We start from the raw sequence: 21,320 nt of genomic DNA, 5'->3' as shown, positions 1-21,320 counted from the left end.
TGTGTGGGGCGGAATATTGCTGAAACGGGGATAATCGTCACTAATCCAACTTGTTATTCATCAGCATGTAACGGGCCGTTTCAAACAGCGCCGTGGTATAATCGGATAGCCGCCGGGTGATCGAGTCCCGCTGGGCAGGCGTGTAACTGGTGCCCGTGTATTTTACGGGAACAAGCTGCTCATCGGGAAAATCGAGGTTTTTGACGAAATAAAATTCATCGGTGACGATACCGATACGTCCGGCCGTATTAGTTACAAAAGCGAAGTTGTGTTTTTTTGCGGTGTCCAGCAGGTTGCGTCCCATGGTGGTATTAACGTAAGGCTGCTGGATCATGCCTGCCACGGTAGGCAATACATCGATCTGCGACACCACTTCTTTTCTCCACTGCGGTTGCAGGATATAAGGTGCATAAAACAACAACGGTACATGCTCGTCGGTAAGGCGGTGTGTTGTCCATGCCGCCGGATAGACGGCCTCGGCATTACCCGCCACACCATGATCGCCGACGAAAATGAAAATGGTATTATGGAAATAACTTTCTTTTTCCGCCGCTGCCAGAAATTTGCGGAAACAATAATCGGAGTAGCGGAAAGTATTGTACTCATCGAGCGATTCAAACCCGTATTTGCGCAGCGTTTCCTCCGGCACTTCCAATTTCACAAAATCCGTATCTGCTTCCGGAATCATATAGGGCCGGTGATTATCCGAGGTTTGAATAATGGCAAAAAACGGTTTGTGTTCTTCGCGGAAAACGGTATTGGCTTCGAGAAATAAATCCTTGTCGCTGATGCCCCATACATTTATCCGTGGTGATTTGAAATCTTTTTCCGTATGCATTTGCAGCCCGTCGATATTCTGCAGCAATCCTTCAAAATTGTTGAAGCCGGGGTTTCCTCCGAGAAAATAATGTTTATTGTAGCCTTCGAAATTATCGATGATCGTACGCTGACGGATGGCTTCGGGGTTGCGCGTGGAAAATTTGAATAACTGTGCGTCGGGAATACCTGTTACCAGGGCAAACAAACCTCTGGCCGTGGAGAAATGCGGCGAGAAACAACGTTCGAAAAATATTCCCTTGCGGGCGATGGAATCGAAATAAGGTGTTGTGTTCAGCGGGTTGCCACTCATCGTACTTTTATACATGCTGAATGATTCGCACATCACCAGCACAACGTTGGGACGGCTTTCCAGCGCACGGCTTCCGGGAGAAATTACCCTGCGGTAATTGAATGACTTGCCCGGCGGCAGCTGTAAAAGTTCGGCGACAAGAGGATAGGCATCGCGCGCTTTTTGTTCGTTGTAGTCAGGATTGCGCAGGCGCAGGGTGGCAAAGAAATTCTGCAGCGGGTTGAGTGCGAGATAAGAGCGGAAACTATCGCGTAATGCAAAAGAATCCTTCCAGGCCAGCGGTGGCCAGCCAACTCTTCCGTAGATCAGAAATGCCAATACCAGTGCGGAAACGATAAAATAACGCCGGCGATGCGGAATGCCTAATCCGACCGTGCGGTTGATGACGTGCCAGTGACTTTTGAAATACATCCAGCGGAAAAGTGCCACCGCCACCACCAGTCCGAGTACCATCCAAAGCAGCGGGTAGGTTTGCCACATCATATGCAGGGAGATGCCCGGGTCTTCCACAAAATTCATGGCGCCGGCATCAAGGCGTGTCTGGTTGTAGGAAAAGCTACCGAAATCGGCACCGAAAAAAGTAAAGATGATAAAGGTGACGATAACGAGATAGCCGGTCCACCATTTTTTATTGCGGGCGGAATAAAACGGAGACAGTGCCGGAACGGTACTGATGACGACAATAGGCAGCAGTACGATAGCGATCCAGCGAAGGTCATACTGGATGCCCATGAGGAAAGACGGAAGTGCATCGGATAGCGAAACCGTCCTGGGCCGGAAAGCCCAGAACGTGGCCAGCCTGAACAAAGTGAAGATCAGGAAGAAAATGACCAGCAGGTTGGTCACCCAAATCAGGGTTTTAGGTATCCGGAACCGGGACAGCATAGTTAAATGGCCCACAAAAAAATGCTTTTTCCCCGGATTCACAAAAGTAACCGCGGAGTGAAGCGGCAGAGCCGGGATAAACGGTAAAAAAAAGCCCCGTAAAAAACGGGGCAGGTGTTTTTCAAGGGCTTATATCGTCGATTAGCTGGCGGTTCTGATACGGCCGGCGGCAGTTTTACCACGACGGCGGATATTCCAGATATCCACGGCTCCGAATGAACGACGTTGGCGTGGGGCTGCTAACTGCAGGTCCGTTGCCAGGGTTTCTTTTACTTCAGCTACTAATTGTTGCAGCACTGCAGGTTCCATCTGTACCACAGATGGCAATACACTTGTTTTCATCTTACAATCTTTTTTTTGTTAAACTAATATCCCCCCGATGAGCAAGTAGTGCGAAGAAAAAACCTGAAGAATCGTTAAAAGAAGTGGTTCTGAACTATCACTGACTAAATAAGGTACCTAATGGTTGCTCAATTGCGCTGCAAAGGTAGTACTATTAAGGGTTTTAGCAAAATGAACAGGTGTTAAAGGATTGTGAATCGTGAATGGGCAATGGTGAATCGTCAATGGTCAATGGTCAATCGTCAATGGGCATCCCTTGGTTCGTGTCAGCATGAACTGACAGCGCAACTTGAAAGATCAACCCGCGTCCGGATGCTTACTTATAACTTAAAACTTATTACTTACAACCGGCTGTTCCCTTCGAGAGGCCGAAGTATCGGCCTCAGTATGCAAAGCCGCATTTGCGAACAAGGCTTTGAAAGGCCGGCCCGCCTGATGCTCCCGGCTGCTTACTTATAACTTAAAACTTATTACTTACAACCGGCTGTTCCCTTCGAGAGGCCGAAGTATCGGCCTCAGTATGCAAAGCCGCATTTGCGAACAAGGCTTTGAAAGGCCGGCCCGCGTTGTGCTCCCGGCTGCTTACTTATAACTTAAAACTTATTACTTACAACCGGCTGTTCCCGTCGAGAGGCCGAAGTATCGGCCTCGGTATGCAAAGCCGCATTTGCGAACAAGGCTTTGAAAGGCCGGCCCGCCTGATGCTCCCGGCTGTTTACTTAAAACTTAAAACTTATTACTTACAACCTGCTGTTCCCCTTCGAGAGGCCGAAGTATCGGCCTCGGTATGCAAAGCCGCATTTGCGAACAAGGCTTTGAAAGGCCGGCCCGCGTGACGCTCCCGGCTGTTTACTTATAACTTACTACTTAAAACTTACAACCGGCTGTTCCCTTCGAGAGGCCGAAGTATCGGGCGGCTGTTTCACCCTACACCCTACACCTTACACCCTACGCCTTAACCCTTCTACCTTACGCCTTCCCTCCTTACCTTTGCTGCCATGCTCATTTTACTGCAATCCACCATACTAAATATGCTGAAAGATTGGGACCAATGGCTCTTTATGGTCATTAATAGCAATATGACCAATCCGTTTTTCGACAGCCTGATGCCTTTTCTCCGGAACTCACTCAACTGGGCGCCGCTTTATCTTTTCCTGATCGTGCTGGCCGCTCACAATTTTAAAGCGAAAGGCTGGTGGTGGGTGCTTTTTCTGCTGGTGACTGTTTCCATGACCGATATGATCGGTGCGCGGATCATCAAGGCAGGGTTTGAACGCCTCCGTCCCTGCAGTGATCCGGATTTTTGGGCCAATGTACGGCTGCTGGTAGACCATTGCTCCGGCGGTTTCAGCTTCACTTCCAATCACGCTGCCAATCACTTCGGCGTGGCCGGCTTTTTCTACTTTACCTTCCGGCCCGTTTTCCGGCACGCGTGGATCGCGTTTTTGTGGGCTGGCGCCATCTCTTATGCGCAGATTTACGTGGGTGTCCATTATCCCGGCGACGTTCTTGGCGGCACCCTGCTGGGGCTGGCTGTGGGAACATTTACGGCCCGGCTTTTCAATAAGCGATTCGGATTCGCTATCTTCGATAAACAACCAACGTTGTCTTCTTAAATGGAAATACTCATATTGGCAGGACTGATCTTGCTGAACGGCCTTTTTTCAATGGCCGAAATTGCACTGGTATCGGCGCGTAAATCAAGACTTGAATCACAGGCCAACCGCGGGGATAAAAAGGCGGCCGAAGCGCTCAAACTCGCTCATAAACCCGAAACATTTCTTTCTACCGTTCAAATGGGCATTACCGTTATCGGTATCATGACCGGTATTTATTCCGGCGAAAAGATCACGGATGATTTTGCCGCATTTCTGCATAAATGGCCTGCCCTCGCTCCTTACAGCAAAGGCATCGCCACCACAATGGTCGTTATCATTGTTACTTACTTCACGATTATTTTTGGTGAACTCGTACCCAAACGCCTTGGGCTTTCCAAACCCGAAGGCATCGCGAAATTTGTGGCAGGCCCCATGCGTGTCCTCAGCCAGATAACGCACCCCTTTATCTGGCTGCTGAGTAAATCCAGCAACCTGATCGTACGCATCTTCAGCCTCAAGCCGAATGATAACCAGGTGACGGAAGAAGAGATCAAAGCGATCATCAGCGAAGGAACCGAACAAGGTACTATCGAAGAAACCGAACAGGAGATCATCGAACGCGTTTTCCACCTGAGCGACCGCAACATCACCTCGCTGATGACGCATCGCAGTGATATCATCTGGTTCAACCTGAACGATTCTGAAGAAACAATCAAGGAAAAGATCACTTCCGAACCCCACTCGATCTATCCCATCTGCGATAATAATATCGACAATATCAAAGGCGTTGTATCGATCAAAGACCTCTATGTGAGCCCGGACAATGCGTTGTTCCGCGACCTGATGCGCCCCGCGTTATTCGTACCGGAAAACAACACCGCGTTCCAGGTGATGGAGAAGTTCAAAGAATCCCAGCTTCATTCCTGCTTCATCGTTGACGAGTACGGCAGCATCCTTGGCATGATCACCCTCAACGACATCCTCGAAGCCATCATCGGTGAAATGCCCCAACCGAATATTCCGGATTACGAAATCGTGGAACGCGAAGACGGCAGCTTCCTCGTGGATGCACAAATCCCCTTCTACGATTTTCTTACGCGTTTTGAAAAGACGGAATACATGAACGAGGGCGAACAGGAGTTCGATACACTCGGCGGTTTTATTCTCCATGAACTCGAACGCATCCCGCATACCGGCGACAGGGTGGATTGGCATGGTTTCGCCATCGAGATCGTAGACATGGATGGTCACCGGATCGACAAGATCCTGGTAAAGATCAGCCCCCAGATCCGGGAGGAAATGGAAGAATAAGGTTAATTTGAAAATTTGATGATTTGAAAATCGGGGAATGAATTTAGCGTTTAGCAGGTCCGTTCCCTTTTTGAATTTTGACTTTTCACATTCATTTGCTTTTCTCAAAAAGCAAATGCCGCAGTCTTCTCCGGATACGTCAGCTTCACACTTTTCCGATTGCCGTTTACAAAAAAATGAATCAGGTTCATCTGATCGTCGAAAAGGTCGAATAAGACCGTATTGACCACCTCCGCTTTTTTAACGGAGGGCACATTGTCCACTTCCATGTACACAAACACGGCCTCGCTTTCTTTTTCCCAACCCAATACCTTAATGGCAGCAGCCTTGCCGTCGATCGAGAGCTGAAGATGGGCCGGAACATATTTTTTTACCAGCTCATCCATGGCCGTTTTCATCGCGGGTGCGGAAAAATCGGCTTTGGTTTTGTAAACCTTGCGCAAAGCATCTTCAAAATCGTCGGTAAAAATGCGGCAACTGATCTCCAGGGTCTGTTCCGCCGCGTTATGCTGAATCTCCGTTGTGCTTACGTGAAAGGGGTGAACCTCCTTTGCGTGTTCCTGCGCTGTACCTGGCAGCAGCCAGAAAAGCATTAACCATTTATAAATCAATGTTGCCATTAACACAATTATTTTTTCGTTTACAAAAGTCTGGTTTATTTTGAAGCGTAGCGCCCGTCACGCAAATCATTTTTATCATCCGTAAAAAAGACGCACCGGGAGGTCGAGCCGATGCAGGACTTTGTTTTTTATTTCGAAGAAGGCTGGAAACACATTATTAGTAGCGACGCACTGGATCATCAGCTCTTTATTGCTGCCCTGGCCGCTATTTATACGCTGCGCGACTGGAAGCAGGTACTGATATTGGTCACCGCTTTCACCATCGGGCACTCGCTTACGCTTGCGCTGAGCGTGCTGGATATCGTGCGCATCAACAGCAAGCTGGTGGAAGTATTGATCCCGGTCACCATCGTAATCACCGCTTTTTCCAATCTGTTTCAACGTAAATTCACTCCCCGTACGGTCAGGATCAATTATTTCCTGGCTTTGTTCTTTGGTTTGATACACGGACTTGGCTTTGCCAACAGCATCCGCATGATGCTGGCCAGCGATCAAAGTCTCGGCTGGGGATTGTTTGGATTCAACGTGGGACTGGAAGCCGGACAACTGGTGGTTGTATTAGTACTGCTGGTTTTTGCCAAGATTATCCTGGATTTTTTCCGGGTGGAGCGCCGCGAATATGTGATATTTGTTTCCGCCGCCGTTTTTGGCCTTTCGGCCTTGATGGTATTGGAACGTATCTAGCGCTGTTAACCATTAAACCGTCACAAATTCGGAAACACAGCCCGCCGCAGGCGCGGCTCTTAGGTATACACAAACAGCATCAAATGAAAAAATCCTTACTGGTCGCCTGTTTCAGCTTTTTCGCTGCAGCAACCATGGCCCAGAACATTCAGAACAACCCTGGCAGCAACCACGGTAACAAGTTCGAAGCACTGGGCACTATTCTTCCCACGCCGAATGAATACCGTACCGCCAGCGGTGCTCCCGGTCCAAAGTACTGGCAGCAGCGCGCCGATTACGATATCCGTGCAGAACTGGATGAAGAAAATCTCCGCCTCACCGGAAGTGAAACCATCACTTACTTCAACAACTCACCGGACCCGCTCACCTATCTGTGGCTGCAACTGGACGAAAACCAGCACAGCAGCGTCAACAACGCGAATTACCAGAATTCAACCACGATGCCGGAAGTGTTCACCGACCGCGGCCTCGCCCGGTTGGAAGAAGGCAACACCGATAACAAACTCGGACACCAGATCACCAAAGTAACCGATGCACTGGGCAAACCACTCAAGTATACCATCAACAAAACAATGATGCGTCTTGAGCTGCCTGCTGTTCTCAAACCCGGACAACGCTTCGTGTTCAAAATAGACTGGCACTACACCATTACCGACCGCATGAGCCGCGGCGGCCGTGGCGGTTACGAACTGTTTCCCGAAGACGGCAATTACCTTTTTACCATCACACAATGGTATCCCCGTCTTTGTGTGTACAGCGATTTCCAGGGCTGGCAGCACAACCAGTTTACCGGACGTGGCGAATTTGCCCTCACCTTTGGCAACTTCAAAGTACAGATGACCGTTCCGGCTGACCACGTGGTTGGTTCTACCGGCGAATGCCAGAACTATGCGCAGGTACTCACGCCCGCGCAACTCGGTCGCTGGCAGAAAGCCCAAACCTCCCGCGAACCGGTGGAAGTGGTAACGCTCGAAGAAGCCAAAGCCGCGGAAAGCAAAAAAAGCAAAGCCAAAAAAACATGGATCTATAAAGCCGATAATGTACGCGACTTCGCCTGGACCAGCTCCCGCAAATTTGTGTGGGACGCCGTACCGCAAAATGTACAAGGAAAGAAAATCATGTGCATGAGCTACTACGGAAAGGAAGCATACGGGTTGTACCGTAAATTTTCCAGCAAAGCTGTGGCCCACACGGTAAAAACATATTCCGACTTCACCATTCCTTATCCTTACCCGGTTGCTATCAGCGTTGAGGCTTCCAATGGTATGGAATACCCAATGATCTGTTTCAACTTCGGCCGTACGGAAAAAGACGGTACTTATAGTGAAGGCACCAAGAATGGCATGCTCGGTGTGATCATTCACGAAGTAGGACACAACTTCTTCCCGATGATCATCAACAGCGATGAACGCCAGTGGACATGGATGGATGAAGGCCTCAATACTTTTGTTGAATACCTCACGGAAGAACTGTGGGACAATAAATTCCCCAGCAAACGCGGCCCGGCTTATAGCATCACCGATTACATGAAGTTGCCCAAAGACGAACTGGAGCCTATCATGACCAACTCGGAAAACATTGCACGCTTTGGCCCCAACGCTTATGCGAAGCCGGCAACAGGTCTCAATATCCTGCGTGAAACCGTAGTAGGCCGTGAATTGTTTGACTACGCCTTTAAAGAATATGCACGCCGCTGGGCATTCAAACATCCGACACCAGCCGATCTGTTCCGTACCATGAACGATGCCACCGGCGAAAACCTCGACTGGTTCTGGCGCGGATGGTTTTACAGCACCGATGCCTGCGACATTTCTCTCGACTCCGTCAAATATGCACGCGCTGATACAGACGCAGCATTGCCCAATGGGCGCACCATGACACGCCGCATCGAAAAGCCACTGGTAAATGAATTTGAAGACATTTCAAAAGTGCGCAACCGCGAAGACAAGAAAATACAATTCTATACCGACCGCGATACGGCTGCACGCGATTTCTACTGGCGTTATGCACGTGGTCTGGCTTCCGTTGACACCAGCACTTACAGCACTACAATGCAGGTGCCGTATGAACAATTGGATGCCGCAGGTAAGCAACAATTTGCCAATAAGCATTTTTATGAACTCAGCTTCAGTAATAAAGGCGGACTGGTGATGCCGATTATCGTTGAATGGACATTCAAAGACGGTTCCAAACAGGTTGACCGCATTCCTGCACAAATCTGGAGAGGTAACGAAAAGCAGGTAGTGAAATTTTTCATGAAAGACAAAGAAGTAACGGCTATCCGTCTTGATCCAATGCGCGAAACGGCCGACATCGACGAGAGCAATAATACCTGGGGACAAATACCGGCGCCTTCCCGCTTCCGCGCTTACAAGCAAAAGCTTAACGCGGCCCGTGGCCAAAGCCAGGGTGTGAATCCGATGCAACGCGCGAAGTGAGGGAGAAGTAGTAAGTAATAAGTAGTAAGTAATAATTATTAAGTATTAAGTAAAAAAAGCCATGGTTCGTGTATACACGAACCATGGCTTTTTAATTCACTATTGACCATTCAATACTGACTATTCACTATTGCCTCATTCCCCTTCCTTCGGCCTGGTCTTTTTCGGCGGCGTGTCTTTCAGACGGCCGGCTTCCTTCAGTTGTTGATGCAACATCCACTCTATTTGCCCATTGACACTGCGGAATTCATCCGCAGCCCATCTCTCGAGCGCTTTGAAGGTTTCGCTGTCTATGCGTAAGACAAATGATTTCTTATCTGCCATCGGTTATTACCGGGTTGGGATTATTGATACAACGTACCGGTGTTCAATACCGGGGTAGCCGCTTTTTCGCCACACAATACCACCATCAGGTTGCTGACCATGGCTGCTTTCTTTTCATCATCCAGTTCAACGATGTGTTTGGATGCCAGTTGCGCCAAAGCCATTTCCACCATGCCCACGGCACCTTCCACAATCTTGGTACGCGCCGCTACGATCGCTGTTGCCTGCTGACGCTGCAGCATCGCACCGGCGATCTCTGCTGCATAAGCAAGGTGACTGATGCGCGCTTCAATGATAAAGATACCAGCCGGAGCGAGACGGGCATTCAACTCTTTTTCCAGGATTTCATTTACTTTCTCTGCACCGTCGCGCAGGGTGATGTCGGCGGTTTCGTCTTCCAGGTTGTCGTAAGGAAAACTATTCGCCAGGTGACGCACAGCCGCTTCACTCTGCACTTTCACGTATTGATCGTAATTAGCCACTTCAAACGCGGCTTTATACGTATCTCTCACCTGCCATACGATCACCGCGCCGATCTCGATGGGGTTGCCCATTTTATCGTTCACTTTCAGCTTCGAACTTTCGAGGTTCTGCGCACGAAGCGTGATCTTGATTTTAGAATACAGCGGATTTACATACTTCAGCCCGTTGTCCTTGATCGTGCCTACATATTTACCAAAGAATACACAAACCCGCGAGTGATTGGGGTTGATGGTGGTAATGCCTGCCAGAAGAAACAGCGACAATACAACCACGACAATACCAATCCATAGCAGGGCATTCGGCTCTCCTTCGTTGGCAGGTACGCCTTTTACAATACATACGATGCCGGCACCAAAACTGAGCAGCAACAGTATCAGCGCCAGAAAACCAGAGGTGGGTTTAATAATTTTTTCCATAAACGTAGTTTGATATCATTTTGATATCAAATATACATCAGATTCTGACAATCTGCAAAACAATTTGAAAATGTGAAAATTTGAAAGTGCGAAAATGAACCGCCCAAAGAATCTGTAAATTTGATTGACCTATTTCACTTATTGACCTATTCACTCAATGAAAAGACTTTTACTTATACCATTAGTCCTTATACTGGCCACCGCCATCCATGCCGCCGAGGTGGACACCGTTGTCGTGTATAGCAACAGCATGCAGAAAAAAATCAACTGCGTGGTCATCCGGCCAGATGCCGCCAAAGAACCCGGCGACAAAAAATGGCCGACCGTTTATTTGTTACACGGTTACAGTGGCAACTATAATAACTGGATCAGGAAAGTGCCTGCTTTAAAAGCTTATGCAGATGAATGGCAGCTGATCATCGTTTGTCCCGACGGCGATTACAGCAGTTGGTATTTCGACAGCCCGGTGGATGCCTCCATGAAATATGAAACGTATATAGCGAAAGAAGTACCCGCCTATATTGAAGAACATTATCCCGCCATCCGCCAGGCAAATGGCCGTGCCATCAGCGGTTTGAGCATGGGCGGACACGGCGCTTTGTTTCTCGCATTCCGCCATCCCGATATTTTCGGTGCCTGCGGCAGCATGAGCGGCGGCGTTAATCTCTATCCTTTCCGCAACAAATTCGATATTGCCAAAAGACTCGGCGATACCATTCGCAACCGCAAAAACTGGGACGAGTATTCCGTAATGAATGTGATTGAAAAAAAACGCCCGGCCGACAGCCTGGCGGTAATTATTGATTGCGGTACTGACGATTTTTTCTACGCAGACAATAAAGCCCTGCACCAGAAAATGATGAAGTTGAAAATACCGCACGATTATATCGAACGCGGCGGTACACACAACTGGGATTATTGGGGAAATGCAGTGAGCTATCAGCTACTCTTCTTCCACCGCTTTTTCAATAAAAATGTAAGCCCTTAAAGCCCGGTGGCTCCATCCCGGTTCTTGATCTTTTTCTTGCCGGAATTTTTCTTTTCGTAGTCGAGTATAGCTTGTGGTTTCTTCGGTTTTGCACCCACGGAGTCTTTTTTGGCTGTCTTTCCGCGCATATCGATAGGCGCCAGCGGATCATCTTCTTCCATGGTGGTACCTTCGTCGGTTGCCAGTTTACCAAGCACATAGTTCTCGCGTGCTTCTTCAACGCCCTGAACAGGATCGTAAAAAATCCAGGTACCGTGTTTAACGGAACTGCCTTCGTTTTTCACCACCACCCTTTGCAGTTCCTTAGAAGGATCTTTGAGGTCGTATACACTTACCGTATCGAATTTGCGTGAGGGGTCTATCGCGCGCCATGATTCCACACGTTCCAGTCCGCCATTGTACGTGTAGTATTTGCATTTGCCGTCGAGTTTACCCCAACGGTAGTTTTCTTCCGCAATCTTTACGCCCTGCAACGAGAATTTTTTCCAAAGACCGTCTTTGGCGTCGTTTTCATAATATCCCTGTTCTTCATACCCCCGCTCACCGCGCAAATCATCTACATGACTTACCCACGGGCCCTGCTTCTGCCCTTTCATATCCAGGCGGTTAAGCGTATCGCCACGCGGGCTGAGCTGAAAGCTTTTCCACTGTGCCTGGCTCTTTAATGCCACCAGCATGACCAGCATCATTATATAAGATCTGATTTTCATAGTGCTTATTTAACGAATTTTCTTTCTTTTTATTTTTTCAGCGATTGCAGATACAGGATGGCCAGTTCGTATCCCTTCAGTCCCAGACCGGTAATGGTGCCGGATACCTGCGCACTTACATGCGACAACTTCCGGAATTCTTCGCGGGCATGCACATTGGAAATATGCACTTCCACAACCGGCGCCGGCACGGCGGCCACTGCATCCCCGATCGCTACAGACGTGTGGGTATAAGAAGCAGGATTCAGTACGATGCCATCCACTTCAAATCCGGTCTTTTGAATATAGTCTACCATCTCTCCCTCTATATTACTCTGATAATAAGTAAGCTCAATTTCGGGAAAGCGTGCCTTCAGTCCATTCAGGTAGTCTTCAAATGATTCGCGTCCATATATTTCCGGCTCGCGCACGCCCAGCAGGTTGAGGTTGGGACCGTTGATAACAGCTATTTTCATAGGCCTAAATTACGATTTTCTGTCAACGGTACAGGAATACCGTCTTCGTGGTATGTTCAGGATCCGGGCAGCGATTATTTTTATAAAAAAAAGAGATGAATATTCTCACCATCCTTTACGGTTGTCAGTACGAAGAAATCGCGGCCAAGGGCAAAGACGGCAATAAAGGCCGGGTGGCTGCAAATGTGTTGCTGACTATTTTTTTTCTGCTGCTGATCGCCTTGATTTTTGTTATCCTTTATAAATATTTCCCTGCTGCTCTTCCTAAAAATCCTCTTCGGGGCTTCGGTCCGCGCACAGCAGGCAAGATCATCGCATTGGTGGGCTTTGGTGCAGTTTATGGCCTGGTATTGCTCACGGTGGGCACCGAAGCCAATTTCCATCGCCAGGTTGCGGCTTATAAAGATTACCCGGCGTCGGTAAAAAAGAAAGCGAACCGCCTCATCCTGATCCCGTTTTTCAGTATGATGGCGCTCGTTATTTTGCTGGCCTTGTTATAAAAAAAGCGGGCAATGCCCGCTTTTATATTGGTTGATTTTTTATCAGTTTTTGCGGATCAGGTCAAGGAACTGATCGAACAGATAACGGCTGTCGTGCGGCCCCGGTGTTGCTTCGGGGTGATATTGCACCGAAAATGCCGGTTTACCTTTTACACGAATTCCTTCAATAGACTGGTCATTCAGGTTCACGTGCGTGATCTCGATATGATCGGCCTTACGCACTGCTTCCGGATCTACACCAAACCCGTGGTTTTGTGTCGTGATCTCCGAGCGGCCGGTCACCAGGTTCTTCACCGGATGGTTGAGCCCGCGGTGGCCATGATGCATTTTAAAAGTAGGGATACCGTTGGCCAATGCCAGCAACTGGTGGCCGAGACAGATACCGAACACCGGCTTTTCTTCCTGTAAGATTTGTTTCAGCGTATCGATTGCGTAATCCATGGGCGCCGGATCGCCGGGACCATTGGAAATAAAATAGCCGTGGGGGGCGAATTGTTTTACTTCTGCCAGCGGTGTACGTGCCGGAAATACTTTTACATACGCGCCACGTTCTACCATGCACTGCAGGATATTTTTCTTCACCCCGTAATCCATTACGGCGATACGGATATCGGAATCCGTATTCCCCAATTCGTATACTTCTTTGGTACTCACTTTGGAAGCCAGTTCCAACCCATCCATGTCCGGCACTTCAGCGAGTTGTTTTTTCAATGCTTCCACGTCGGTGGTTTCTGAAGAGATGATGCAATTCATCGCACCTTTTGTACGGATATGTGCTACCAGCGCGCGCGTATCGATGCCTTCGATCGATACCACATTATTGGTTTTAAGATATTCGCCCAACGAACCGTTGGCTACTTTGCGGGAATACTGGTCTTCCAGGTTACGGCCGATGAGGCCACTGATCTTTACGGTATCAGATTCGACTTCGTCAGCCTTTACACCGTAGTTACCGATATGAGCGGTATTCATGATCAGGATCTGACCGAAATAACTCGGATCGGTAAATACTTCCTGGTAGCCGGTCATACCGGTATTAAAACAAATTTCTCCGGTGGTAGTACCAATAGCGCCGAAGGCGTTACCATAGGCGACTGTGCCGTCTTGAAGCACTAATACTGCGGGAATCTTGGAATCAGGCATTTTTGTTATTTAGGCTGAAAAAACAAATTGCGCAAAGGTAGCGGTTAAATGCTTTCGGTCCGCAGGAAAAATGCACAAAAAATCCCCCTGACTGGCGGCAGGAGGATTTTTTTCACTATTTATCTCTTATAACCTTGATACAGAACCCGAGCCTGTAATGGAAGTAGTGATCACGGGATTGCCGAGGTAGCGGACAGATCCGCTGCCATTGATCGTGGCCCGTAATGTCTGTTGCGTATGCACACGCACCGTGCCCGAGCCCTGGATATGCGTTTCCGCATCCGGCGTCACCACGCCTGCAAAATCCACCATGCCACTTCCGTTGATCCGGGCAAACACATCATCCGCACGCCCGTTCGTTATATTGATGCGGCCCGATCCCTGGATAAAGGCGTCCAGGTGCGTTGCCGATACCCCGGTCAGGTCTATATTACCGTTTCCATAGATACCAAGTTTCAGCGGTGCCTGCGTGGTAGACATATCGCCCCTGATATCGCCAGCTCCATAGATTTCCAGCAGCCTTACGCGCGGCGCCGTGATGCGGATACGAATAGTGATATTGCCTGCCAAACGGATATCACTTCGTCTCCAGCGAACCTCGAGTTCATTGCTGCCATTTACATAAGTATCGATTTCGTCGAGGATATTCTGATTGGATTCAATCTCCACGCGGTGGTTGTTGCCGACGGTGTAATAGGTTTCTGCATTGATCGCCACCCGCACGCCGCTGAAGTCGCCCGTGTTGAACTCTTCGGTTACCAGAGGTCCCTCACCCTTCAGTTTCACGCAGGACGTGGCGGTCATTATTACCATCATAAAAAAAGCGCTGTAAAGAAAAATACGTTGCATGCCGATTGTAGTTTAATGGCTTCTGCGTCAATCATCGATTCGCAGAAAGTTGCCGTGTTTATCAAATTCGAGTTTAAGTCCGTTCGATAGTTTCACCTCTCTTATTTCATGATCGCGCTCCCAGCCACGGATAAAAATACCCGGGTAATGCGTGCGTACATAATCGAGTACCAGCAACGGAAATACAGAATCCGGCAAACCGGAATGGCATTGCATTTCGATGATGTCGCCCTGGCGGTTGAAGTCCAGTCTGGCGCCATTGGTCAGGTAAACTTTATAAGAGATCCGCAGGTCATCCCACACACGCGTTACTTGTGTGATGCCTTCGTTGGGGAAATGCGTATCGACAAAACCATTGGCAGAAGCCGGCAGGTCATCAGCGTCGATCGTTTTTTCTTTTTCGCAGGAAGTAAGCAGGAATAGAGGCAGCAGGAACAACAAAAGTATCTTTTTCATTTGATTGATTTTTAGCAGAAACGTGCGTATTTTCTTAAAGACAATTCAGGGTGCTTTTACCCCTATCACACTTCGTGTTTTTCAGAATTCAAGTTTGTAGTTGAATACCAGCAGCAGACCAACCTGGTAATTCGTTTTCACCTCACCCGACCATGCATCATAACTCTGGTTGTAAACGTTTTTACGATTGGTCACATTCTGGAAATCGAGTGACATGGTATGGGTTGCCTTGCGTGCATTCCATTTGGTGCTCAGGCGCAGATCCGCGCGGAAATAAGCAGGGTTCTGCTCGCTGAACGCTTCTTTTTCTTTGAACACCGTATAACCCGCTTCGGCGGAACGTGCCACGTCGAGCGGAGTGGTGCGGTAACCACCTGCATACAGTCCGCGCACGTCGACACTGTAGCTGCGTCCTTTTTTCCCCGTCAAAAATTCTTTACCGGCCATGATGCTGGCAAGCGAGCCGCCATTAAAGCGCGTATTGCGTTCGATTCCGTCAAGCGGCGTGTATTTGGATTGATAAAGCGCGGTGCTGATGGTATAATAAAAATGGTTGTTCAGGTACCGCTCGAGCGACAACTCCGCGCCGTAGTTTCTTCCCTTTCCTTTATTCACCATTTCATCGGTCACAAAATTGTTATCGAGGTTAAGCGTAGACAATGTGCTGGTATCGCTGTTACCAACCGGCACATCAAATAATTGCTGATAATATACTTCCAGTTTCAAACGCAGGTTGCGGTTGAATGAATGCGCAAACGAGGTTACATAATGATGTGAGCGTGTAAAATCGAGATTGCGGTTAGGATAAATATCTATGCCCGCCGGTGTCGACACTTTTCCAAAATAAACACCGTATGCCTGTAACTGGCTGTGTAAGCCGTAACCGAAAGAAAGGGTATTTGCATTATTGATCGTCCAGCGCAGCGAAGCGCGCGGCTCAACAGCCTGTGTCTGGTTATAAAACAACCGCATATAATGCAAGCCGCCATTGAACACCAACCGGTCTGAAAACTTATGCTGCCATTGTGAAAAAGCCTGCAGTGTTTGCGTATTGGCTTGTACATTGACGCGTTCGATCAAAGGAGCCGTGATATTTTCCTTACTTAATTCATAATAATTAAAATCAACGGCGTTGACGATGATACCGGAACGCAGCGAGTTACGTGTATTAAACCGGTGGTTCAGGGTTGATGAAACAATAAACTTATTGGTCTTAAAGCGAAACCTGTTGTTGAGTTCGGTATGCAGATCGGGCAGGGTTTCGACGTATTGCCCATCGTTGCGGTTGACTACCGAGGAATAACCAAGCACGGTGCGGAGATTTGTTTTTGCCCCCAGCCCGATACTGTGCGTAAGGCCGTTCATGATGGTATTGGAAACAAACTTGCCGCTGTAACGGTCAAAATCGGTTTCCCATTTGGAAGAATCAAATTCTGGTTTGATCGACTGGGAACTGAATCCGCTGAAACCAAACAAGGTAAAGCTTCCGGCCTTCCCTGCAGGCAGGGAAATATTATAAGACAGGTCATGAAAATTCATTTCACCCGGACCGACATTCAGTCCCATTTTACTCATCAGGGAAAGTGTTGAGTAGCGGTAGTTCACCAGATAAGAACCTTTGTAGGATTTGCTGAAAGGTCCTTCCGCGGCGAGGTTCAGGCCCATTACACCGGCTTGTAACGTATACTCTCTTTTTTCATTGTTGCCTTTGCGCAGGCGCAGATCAAAAACACCGCTCAAACCATTGCCATATTCGGCCGCAAAAGCGCCGGTGATAAAATCTGAGTTGGACAGTAACTGTGTATTAAGAATGGAAATACCGCCACCTGCACTGCCGGTCATTGCAAAGTGATTCGGGTTCGGAATATCCACGCCTTCCATGCGCCAGATCAGCCCCGAAGGAGCATTGCCGCGAATCACAATTTCATTGCTGCCATCGTTGGCAGACATCACACCGGGAAAACCTACTGCCATACGTCCCGGATCGTTAACGGAGGCCGCGTATTTTTGTACTTCATCGACGGAGAAAGCGCGCGCACTCACAACGCTCATGTCATTCAAAGGCCGGTTCTTTTTTCCGGCTGAGCGGATAATCAATTCCTCTTCCGACTTTACACGGGCTTCTATGGTAATATTGAGTACGGTTTCTTTACCCGCATTCACCTGTACATTTTCCAATTGAAAATTATTGTAGCCGATATGGAAAGCTCGGATCGCATAACTGCCCGGAGCAACTTCCGTAAAACGAAACAAGCCGTTGTTGTCGGTAATGGTTTGCTGATCACCCAACGAAACGGTAACACCTGCAATAGGCGTTTGCAATAAAACATCCAGTATGGTGCCGCGGACAGTTTGTGCCTGTTGAGCGCGAAGTGAAAAAGAAAAAACAAAAAGAAAAATCGCAGTAAAGGTTAATTGGTTTCTGACATCTTTCATGATCTTCAAATATTATTTGAAGTGTGACAACTCATGATCAGCTTACCCTTGGAGCTTTAACGTTTTTTAACATAATGAAAGGTGGAAGGCATAGCGTGTAAGGTTTAAGGAAATACAGTTCAATAACGTTATCCAACGGTTCGTTTGTTATTCACAACGATTCCATGGAAAAATGTATGTATTAGGCACATTAAAAAAAAGCCGGACTCCGGTGATTGCTGCTTCGCGGCGAAACGAACCAGGAGAATGTACAATCACCGTTCACGGTTGTTGGTCGGGAGACCAACAACGGCGATCACCCAATCATCATGACTTATTCACTTATTGACTCATTCACAATTACCAATAATCACCGTTCACGGTTGTTGGTAGGGAGACCAACAACGGCGATCACCCAATCATCATGACCTATTCACTTATTGACTCATTCACAATTACCAATAATCACCGTTCACGGTTGTTGGTCGGGAGACCAACAGCGGCGATCACCCAATCAACATTGACCTATTTACTTATTGACCTATTCACAATTACCAACAATCACCATTCACGGTTGTTGGTCGGGAGACCAACAACGGCGATCACCCAATCATCATGACCTATTCACTTATTGACCCATTCACAATTACCAACAATCACCGTTCACGGTTGTTGGTCGGGAGACCAACAACGGCGATCACCCGATCACCATTGACGATTCACCATTGACCATTCACCATTCACCATTCACGTTAGAAGAAATTCACCCCCACATTCCATCCTCCCCAACCCGTATACGCCGTGCGGCCAATCGTAAAAGCCTGATGCCCCTCGGGAGCAAGATCGAACTTATAACCGGCCATCTGCTCCGGCTGCGCACGATGGAATAACGAATAGGAAGCGCCACCAAACACCGTCAGCCATCGCGTGATCCGGAAGTTGAGATTAAGGTTAATCCGCTCGAGTGAATTGAAATAATCCCATGTGCCGAGATACACAATATTCGTTGTCAATTCGGGATTCAGCCACAACCATTTCGTCAGTTTAAATTCCGAACCAATACCATAACCAAATATAGTGGCCTGGTTCAGCGAATCCACATGCATGCCTGCCGCTATGATATTATAGAATTTATGCTGCCCCGTTTTGAAGGCCATATTGAGGTTAACAACTTCATTGCTATACACCGATAATTTATGATAACCTTTTACCACGATATTGATCAGTCCCAGGCCAATGCCATCGATCGTATCAGCGATATTGATCAGGCCTAATTGCACACCTTTCATCCGCTTCGCGTAGTTGAACACCGGCGCAATCTGCACACCTTCTATGGACCGGTTGGCAAAGTTTGCAAGACCGGCTATCTGTGTACCACTCATTTTCTTGCGCGTATAGTTGGCAAATCCTGAAACCTGCAAACCACGCATGGTGTCGTTTACATGATTATAAAAACCTGCGGTCTGCACGCCGTTCAGTTTGCCCCTTGTGAAGTTGGTAACACCGGATATCTGCACGCCGTTGAGTGAATCCAGCACCGTATTACTCAGGCCGCTGAACTGTACACCGTCCACCGAGCCACCGGTCATGTTGAACAAGCCGGCGATTTGCAGAAAGCGTACATTCCGGCGGTTAATATTAAAGAGGCCGCCAAATTCAACACCATTCACCCCGCCTGTATAACCGCCCAATACGTTGAAGGAAAAATTATTCACTACCTGTCCGCTCATCTTTCCCTGCGTACTCAACAAAGGCACCAATGATAATTGAAAAGGACGTGTGGCGAAAAAATTACGAAGGTTCAGACTGCTTACTTTTTGCTTCGGCGAAAGCAACAGGTTGCCAAAACTTGTCTTTTCGATACTGGTACGTTTATCGGCAGGAGGATGTGTAACCAATAGCGGTTTGATACTATCAAGCGCTCCGATCCTGTTAGCCGTATCCGCTCTTTCATACAGGTTGGGCACCGATGTATATACAGGTTGCAACTGCGGCACGATCGCTATCTCGAGTTTCATATCAAAACTCGGTTCGATCATCAGCGTAGTATCTTCAAAAGAATATTTGCTGACGGAGATGGCCGCCTTTGCCTGTTTGCTCCGCAGACGGAGCGAAAAATGTCCGTCCGCATCCGACAATGCCGACACCAGTTGCTTGCGTTCATAAATACTGGCGTAAGGCACTTTATCACCCGTTTCGCTGTTGACCACATAACCCGAGATGGTATACATACGCTCTTCAGCGGGCTTTACTTTGGTAACGGTTGTCAACTGCAACGACACACGGCGAAGGATGATATAATTGCCACTCTCCTTATACTCGTAGTTGCCGGCAAACAATTGGTTCAATACGACACGTACAGGTTTATTCGCAGCCGAAATCGTTACCAGGCTGTCGCGCTTGAGAATATTGCTATTGTAGGAAAAACTGAAACCACCTTTATTGCCGATGATCGACAGCACATCGTCTAGCCGCTGACGGGTAACATCGACCGATATACGCCTTTCGAGAATAGATTGCCCCTGTGCCGCCACCTTATGTGCACTACACAAAAACAAAAGAACGAACACGGGTATTGTATTTCGCAGACTCAACATTGGTTGCATGATCAACGTATCTCGATGCGGTTTTCTTCTTTGGTTACTTTTACCATCAATGTCTGGCTGATCACTTTGAGGATCATGTCCAGCGATTCCTCATCGAAGGTTACATTGAGCGGAAGATGACGCAATTCTTTTCTCGTGATCACGATATTCACTTCGTACGCCTGATTGAGTTTTTCTACCAGCTTCCACAACGGCGTATTATCGCAGACGAATGTGCGGCTTATATAATAATTATAGAGTTTATCCGAGGATTGCAGTTTCACCGGGGGCGGCCCCTGTTTGCCAAACATCACACGTTCTCCGGCTTCCAATATGATGGTCACGCTGTCTTTTTTAACCTGCACGCGACCGGTTTCCACGATCACTTCAGTGCTGTCGGCGGTACTGCGGACGTTGAAGGAGGTACCGAGCACGGTTACTTCCACATCGTTCACATCGATCACGAAAGGATGTTCCTTATCGGGTTTTACGGCAAAAAACGCTTCACCTTTCAGGTTAACTTTCCGTTGTTTTCCACGAAAGGCAGAAGGGAAACTCAGTTCTGAATGTTTATTGAGCGTGGCGATGGTGCCGTCGGGCAAAGTGTCCGTCGTAACAAGGTTGGCGGAATTGACGGCCAGTTGTTGCGGCGTATCCTGGCGTTCATTTAAAAACACAGCGGACAAAATACCGGCACCGATGATGATGATAAAAAGTGCGGCTATCCGCATCCAGGCCGTTTTCCGGCGGGCGGGTTCAATGCTTACGCGCTGCTGAAATTTTTTCCAGGCAAGATTTTCATCGATAGGCACCACCGGCGCAAGTCCTTCGGCCCGCTCCCAGATCGTTTTAAAATGGTGGAAGTAATGCCGGTTGGCTTCTTCTTCTTCCAGCCAGGCTTCCACGCGTGCCTGTTCGGGAGGAGTGGCTTCCTCCGCCAGGTATTTCACCAGCAGTTCGTCCATTATATCGTGTGTAGAATTTTCCAA

General features: G+C 48.2%; 19 protein-coding genes. 6 read left to right on the top strand and 13 right to left on the bottom strand.

Annotation, left to right across the window (positions count from 1 at the left end; all coding sequences use genetic code 11):
* Positions 1–40 precede the first annotated feature (40 nt).
* Positions 41–2,014: an LTA synthase family protein gene (locus H608_RS0116010; RefSeq protein WP_028788567.1), complete on the bottom strand. Its 1,974-nt coding sequence runs from the start codon at positions 2,012–2,014 to the stop codon at positions 41–43.
* 141 nt (positions 2,015–2,155) lie between these two features.
* Entirely contained in the window at positions 2,156–2,356 is a 201-nt protein-coding gene (locus H608_RS0116005) for a hypothetical protein (protein ID WP_028788566.1), read from the bottom strand.
* 998 nt (positions 2,357–3,354) lie between these two features.
* Between H608_RS0116005 and H608_RS0115995 the strand changes: the two genes are divergently transcribed.
* Both H608_RS0115995 and H608_RS0115990 read left to right on the top strand, forming a co-directional pair.
* Positions 3,355–3,972, top strand: coding sequence for a phosphatase PAP2 family protein (locus H608_RS0115995; RefSeq protein WP_051268380.1), 618 nt, complete (start codon positions 3,355–3,357; stop codon positions 3,970–3,972).
* Positions 3,973–5,265: a hemolysin family protein gene (locus H608_RS0115990; protein WP_028788563.1), complete on the top strand. Its 1,293-nt coding sequence runs from the start codon at positions 3,973–3,975 to the stop codon at positions 5,263–5,265.
* Between the two features lie 104 nt (positions 5,266–5,369).
* Here the strand turns inward: H608_RS0115990 and H608_RS0115985 are convergent, their stop codons facing one another.
* Positions 5,370–5,885 carry a DUF6702 family protein gene (locus H608_RS0115985; RefSeq protein ID WP_038008698.1) on the bottom strand — a complete coding sequence of 172 codons (516 nt, stop codon included), beginning with the start codon at positions 5,883–5,885 and terminating at the stop codon, positions 5,370–5,372.
* 111 nt (positions 5,886–5,996) lie between these two features.
* Here H608_RS0115985 and H608_RS0115980 point away from each other — a divergent pair, with 111 nt between their 5' ends.
* Together H608_RS0115980 and H608_RS0115975 are read left to right on the top strand one after the other, a co-directional pair.
* A complete protein-coding gene (locus tag H608_RS0115980; protein WP_028788561.1) occupies positions 5,997–6,569 on the top strand; it encodes a HupE/UreJ family protein in 573 nt (190 codons plus the stop codon).
* A gap of 83 nt (positions 6,570–6,652) precedes the next feature.
* On the top strand, positions 6,653–9,007 hold the full coding sequence (locus H608_RS0115975; RefSeq protein WP_028788560.1) for a M1 family metallopeptidase: 2,355 nt from the start codon (positions 6,653–6,655) through the stop codon (positions 9,005–9,007).
* Between the two features lie 135 nt (positions 9,008–9,142).
* Here the strand turns inward: H608_RS0115975 and H608_RS0115970 are convergent, their stop codons facing one another.
* Positions 9,143–9,331, bottom strand: a complete 189-nt coding sequence (locus tag H608_RS0115970) for a type II toxin-antitoxin system antitoxin (protein WP_028788559.1) — start codon at positions 9,329–9,331, stop codon at positions 9,143–9,145.
* 20 nt (positions 9,332–9,351) lie between these two features.
* Positions 9,352–10,230: an SPFH domain-containing protein gene (locus H608_RS0115965; protein ID WP_028788558.1), complete on the bottom strand. Its 879-nt coding sequence runs from the start codon at positions 10,228–10,230 to the stop codon at positions 9,352–9,354.
* A gap of 157 nt (positions 10,231–10,387) precedes the next feature.
* Between H608_RS0115965 and H608_RS0115960 the strand changes: the two genes are divergently transcribed.
* Positions 10,388–11,218, top strand: coding sequence for an alpha/beta hydrolase (locus tag H608_RS0115960; protein WP_038008695.1), 831 nt, complete (start codon positions 10,388–10,390; stop codon positions 11,216–11,218).
* On the opposite strand, the gene H608_RS0115955 is transcribed toward H608_RS0115960, so the two are convergent.
* Both H608_RS0115955 and aroQ read right to left on the bottom strand, forming a co-directional pair.
* Complete coding sequence (locus H608_RS0115955; protein WP_028788556.1) at positions 11,215–11,928, bottom strand: toxin-antitoxin system YwqK family antitoxin; 714 nt, start codon at positions 11,926–11,928, stop codon at positions 11,215–11,217. The two genes, H608_RS0115960 and H608_RS0115955, sit on opposite strands and share 4 nt — an antisense overlap.
* Before the next feature lie 29 nt (positions 11,929–11,957).
* Entirely contained in the window at positions 11,958–12,383 is a 426-nt protein-coding gene (gene aroQ, locus H608_RS0115950) for a type II 3-dehydroquinate dehydratase (protein ID WP_028788555.1), read from the bottom strand.
* A gap of 95 nt (positions 12,384–12,478) precedes the next feature.
* Here aroQ and H608_RS0115945 point away from each other — a divergent pair, with 95 nt between their 5' ends.
* Positions 12,479–12,883 (top strand): hypothetical protein, encoded by a 405-nt coding sequence (locus H608_RS0115945; protein ID WP_028788554.1) that lies wholly within the window; start codon positions 12,479–12,481, stop codon positions 12,881–12,883.
* Positions 12,884–12,925: 42 nt separating this feature from the next.
* On the opposite strand, the gene carA is transcribed toward H608_RS0115945, so the two are convergent.
* The 6 genes from carA to H608_RS0115915 all read right to left on the bottom strand — a co-directional run bounded on the left by carA (position 12,926) and on the right by H608_RS0115915 (position 21,320).
* On the bottom strand, positions 12,926–14,026 hold the full coding sequence (gene carA / locus H608_RS0115940; protein ID WP_028788553.1) for a glutamine-hydrolyzing carbamoyl-phosphate synthase small subunit: 1,101 nt from the start codon (positions 14,024–14,026) through the stop codon (positions 12,926–12,928).
* A gap of 126 nt (positions 14,027–14,152) precedes the next feature.
* Positions 14,153–14,875, bottom strand: coding sequence for a head GIN domain-containing protein (locus H608_RS23790; RefSeq protein WP_081658917.1), 723 nt, complete (start codon positions 14,873–14,875; stop codon positions 14,153–14,155).
* Positions 14,876–14,902: 27 nt separating this feature from the next.
* Positions 14,903–15,331 (bottom strand): PepSY-like domain-containing protein, encoded by a 429-nt coding sequence (locus H608_RS0115930; RefSeq protein WP_028788551.1) that lies wholly within the window; start codon positions 15,329–15,331, stop codon positions 14,903–14,905.
* An 81-nt stretch (positions 15,332–15,412) separates the two neighbouring features.
* Positions 15,413–17,767, bottom strand: a complete 2,355-nt coding sequence (locus tag H608_RS0115925) for a TonB-dependent receptor (RefSeq protein WP_028788550.1) — start codon at positions 17,765–17,767, stop codon at positions 15,413–15,415.
* A 731-nt stretch (positions 17,768–18,498) separates the two neighbouring features.
* Positions 18,499–20,316, bottom strand: a complete 1,818-nt coding sequence (locus H608_RS0115920; RefSeq protein WP_162142887.1) for an STN and carboxypeptidase regulatory-like domain-containing protein — start codon at positions 20,314–20,316, stop codon at positions 18,499–18,501.
* A 38-nt stretch (positions 20,317–20,354) separates the two neighbouring features.
* The gene (locus H608_RS0115915; RefSeq protein ID WP_155990204.1) at positions 20,355–21,320 is read right to left on the bottom strand and encodes a FecR domain-containing protein; all 966 of its coding nucleotides are present in this window, start codon (positions 21,318–21,320) and stop codon (positions 20,355–20,357) included.

The organism is Terrimonas ferruginea DSM 30193 (assembly GCF_000425585.1).
Taxonomy (GTDB): Bacteria; Bacteroidota; Bacteroidia; order Chitinophagales; family Chitinophagaceae; genus Terrimonas; species Terrimonas ferruginea.
The sequence above is the reverse complement of the archived record's forward strand: the minus strand, read 5'-3'. Positions and strand labels throughout refer to the sequence as shown.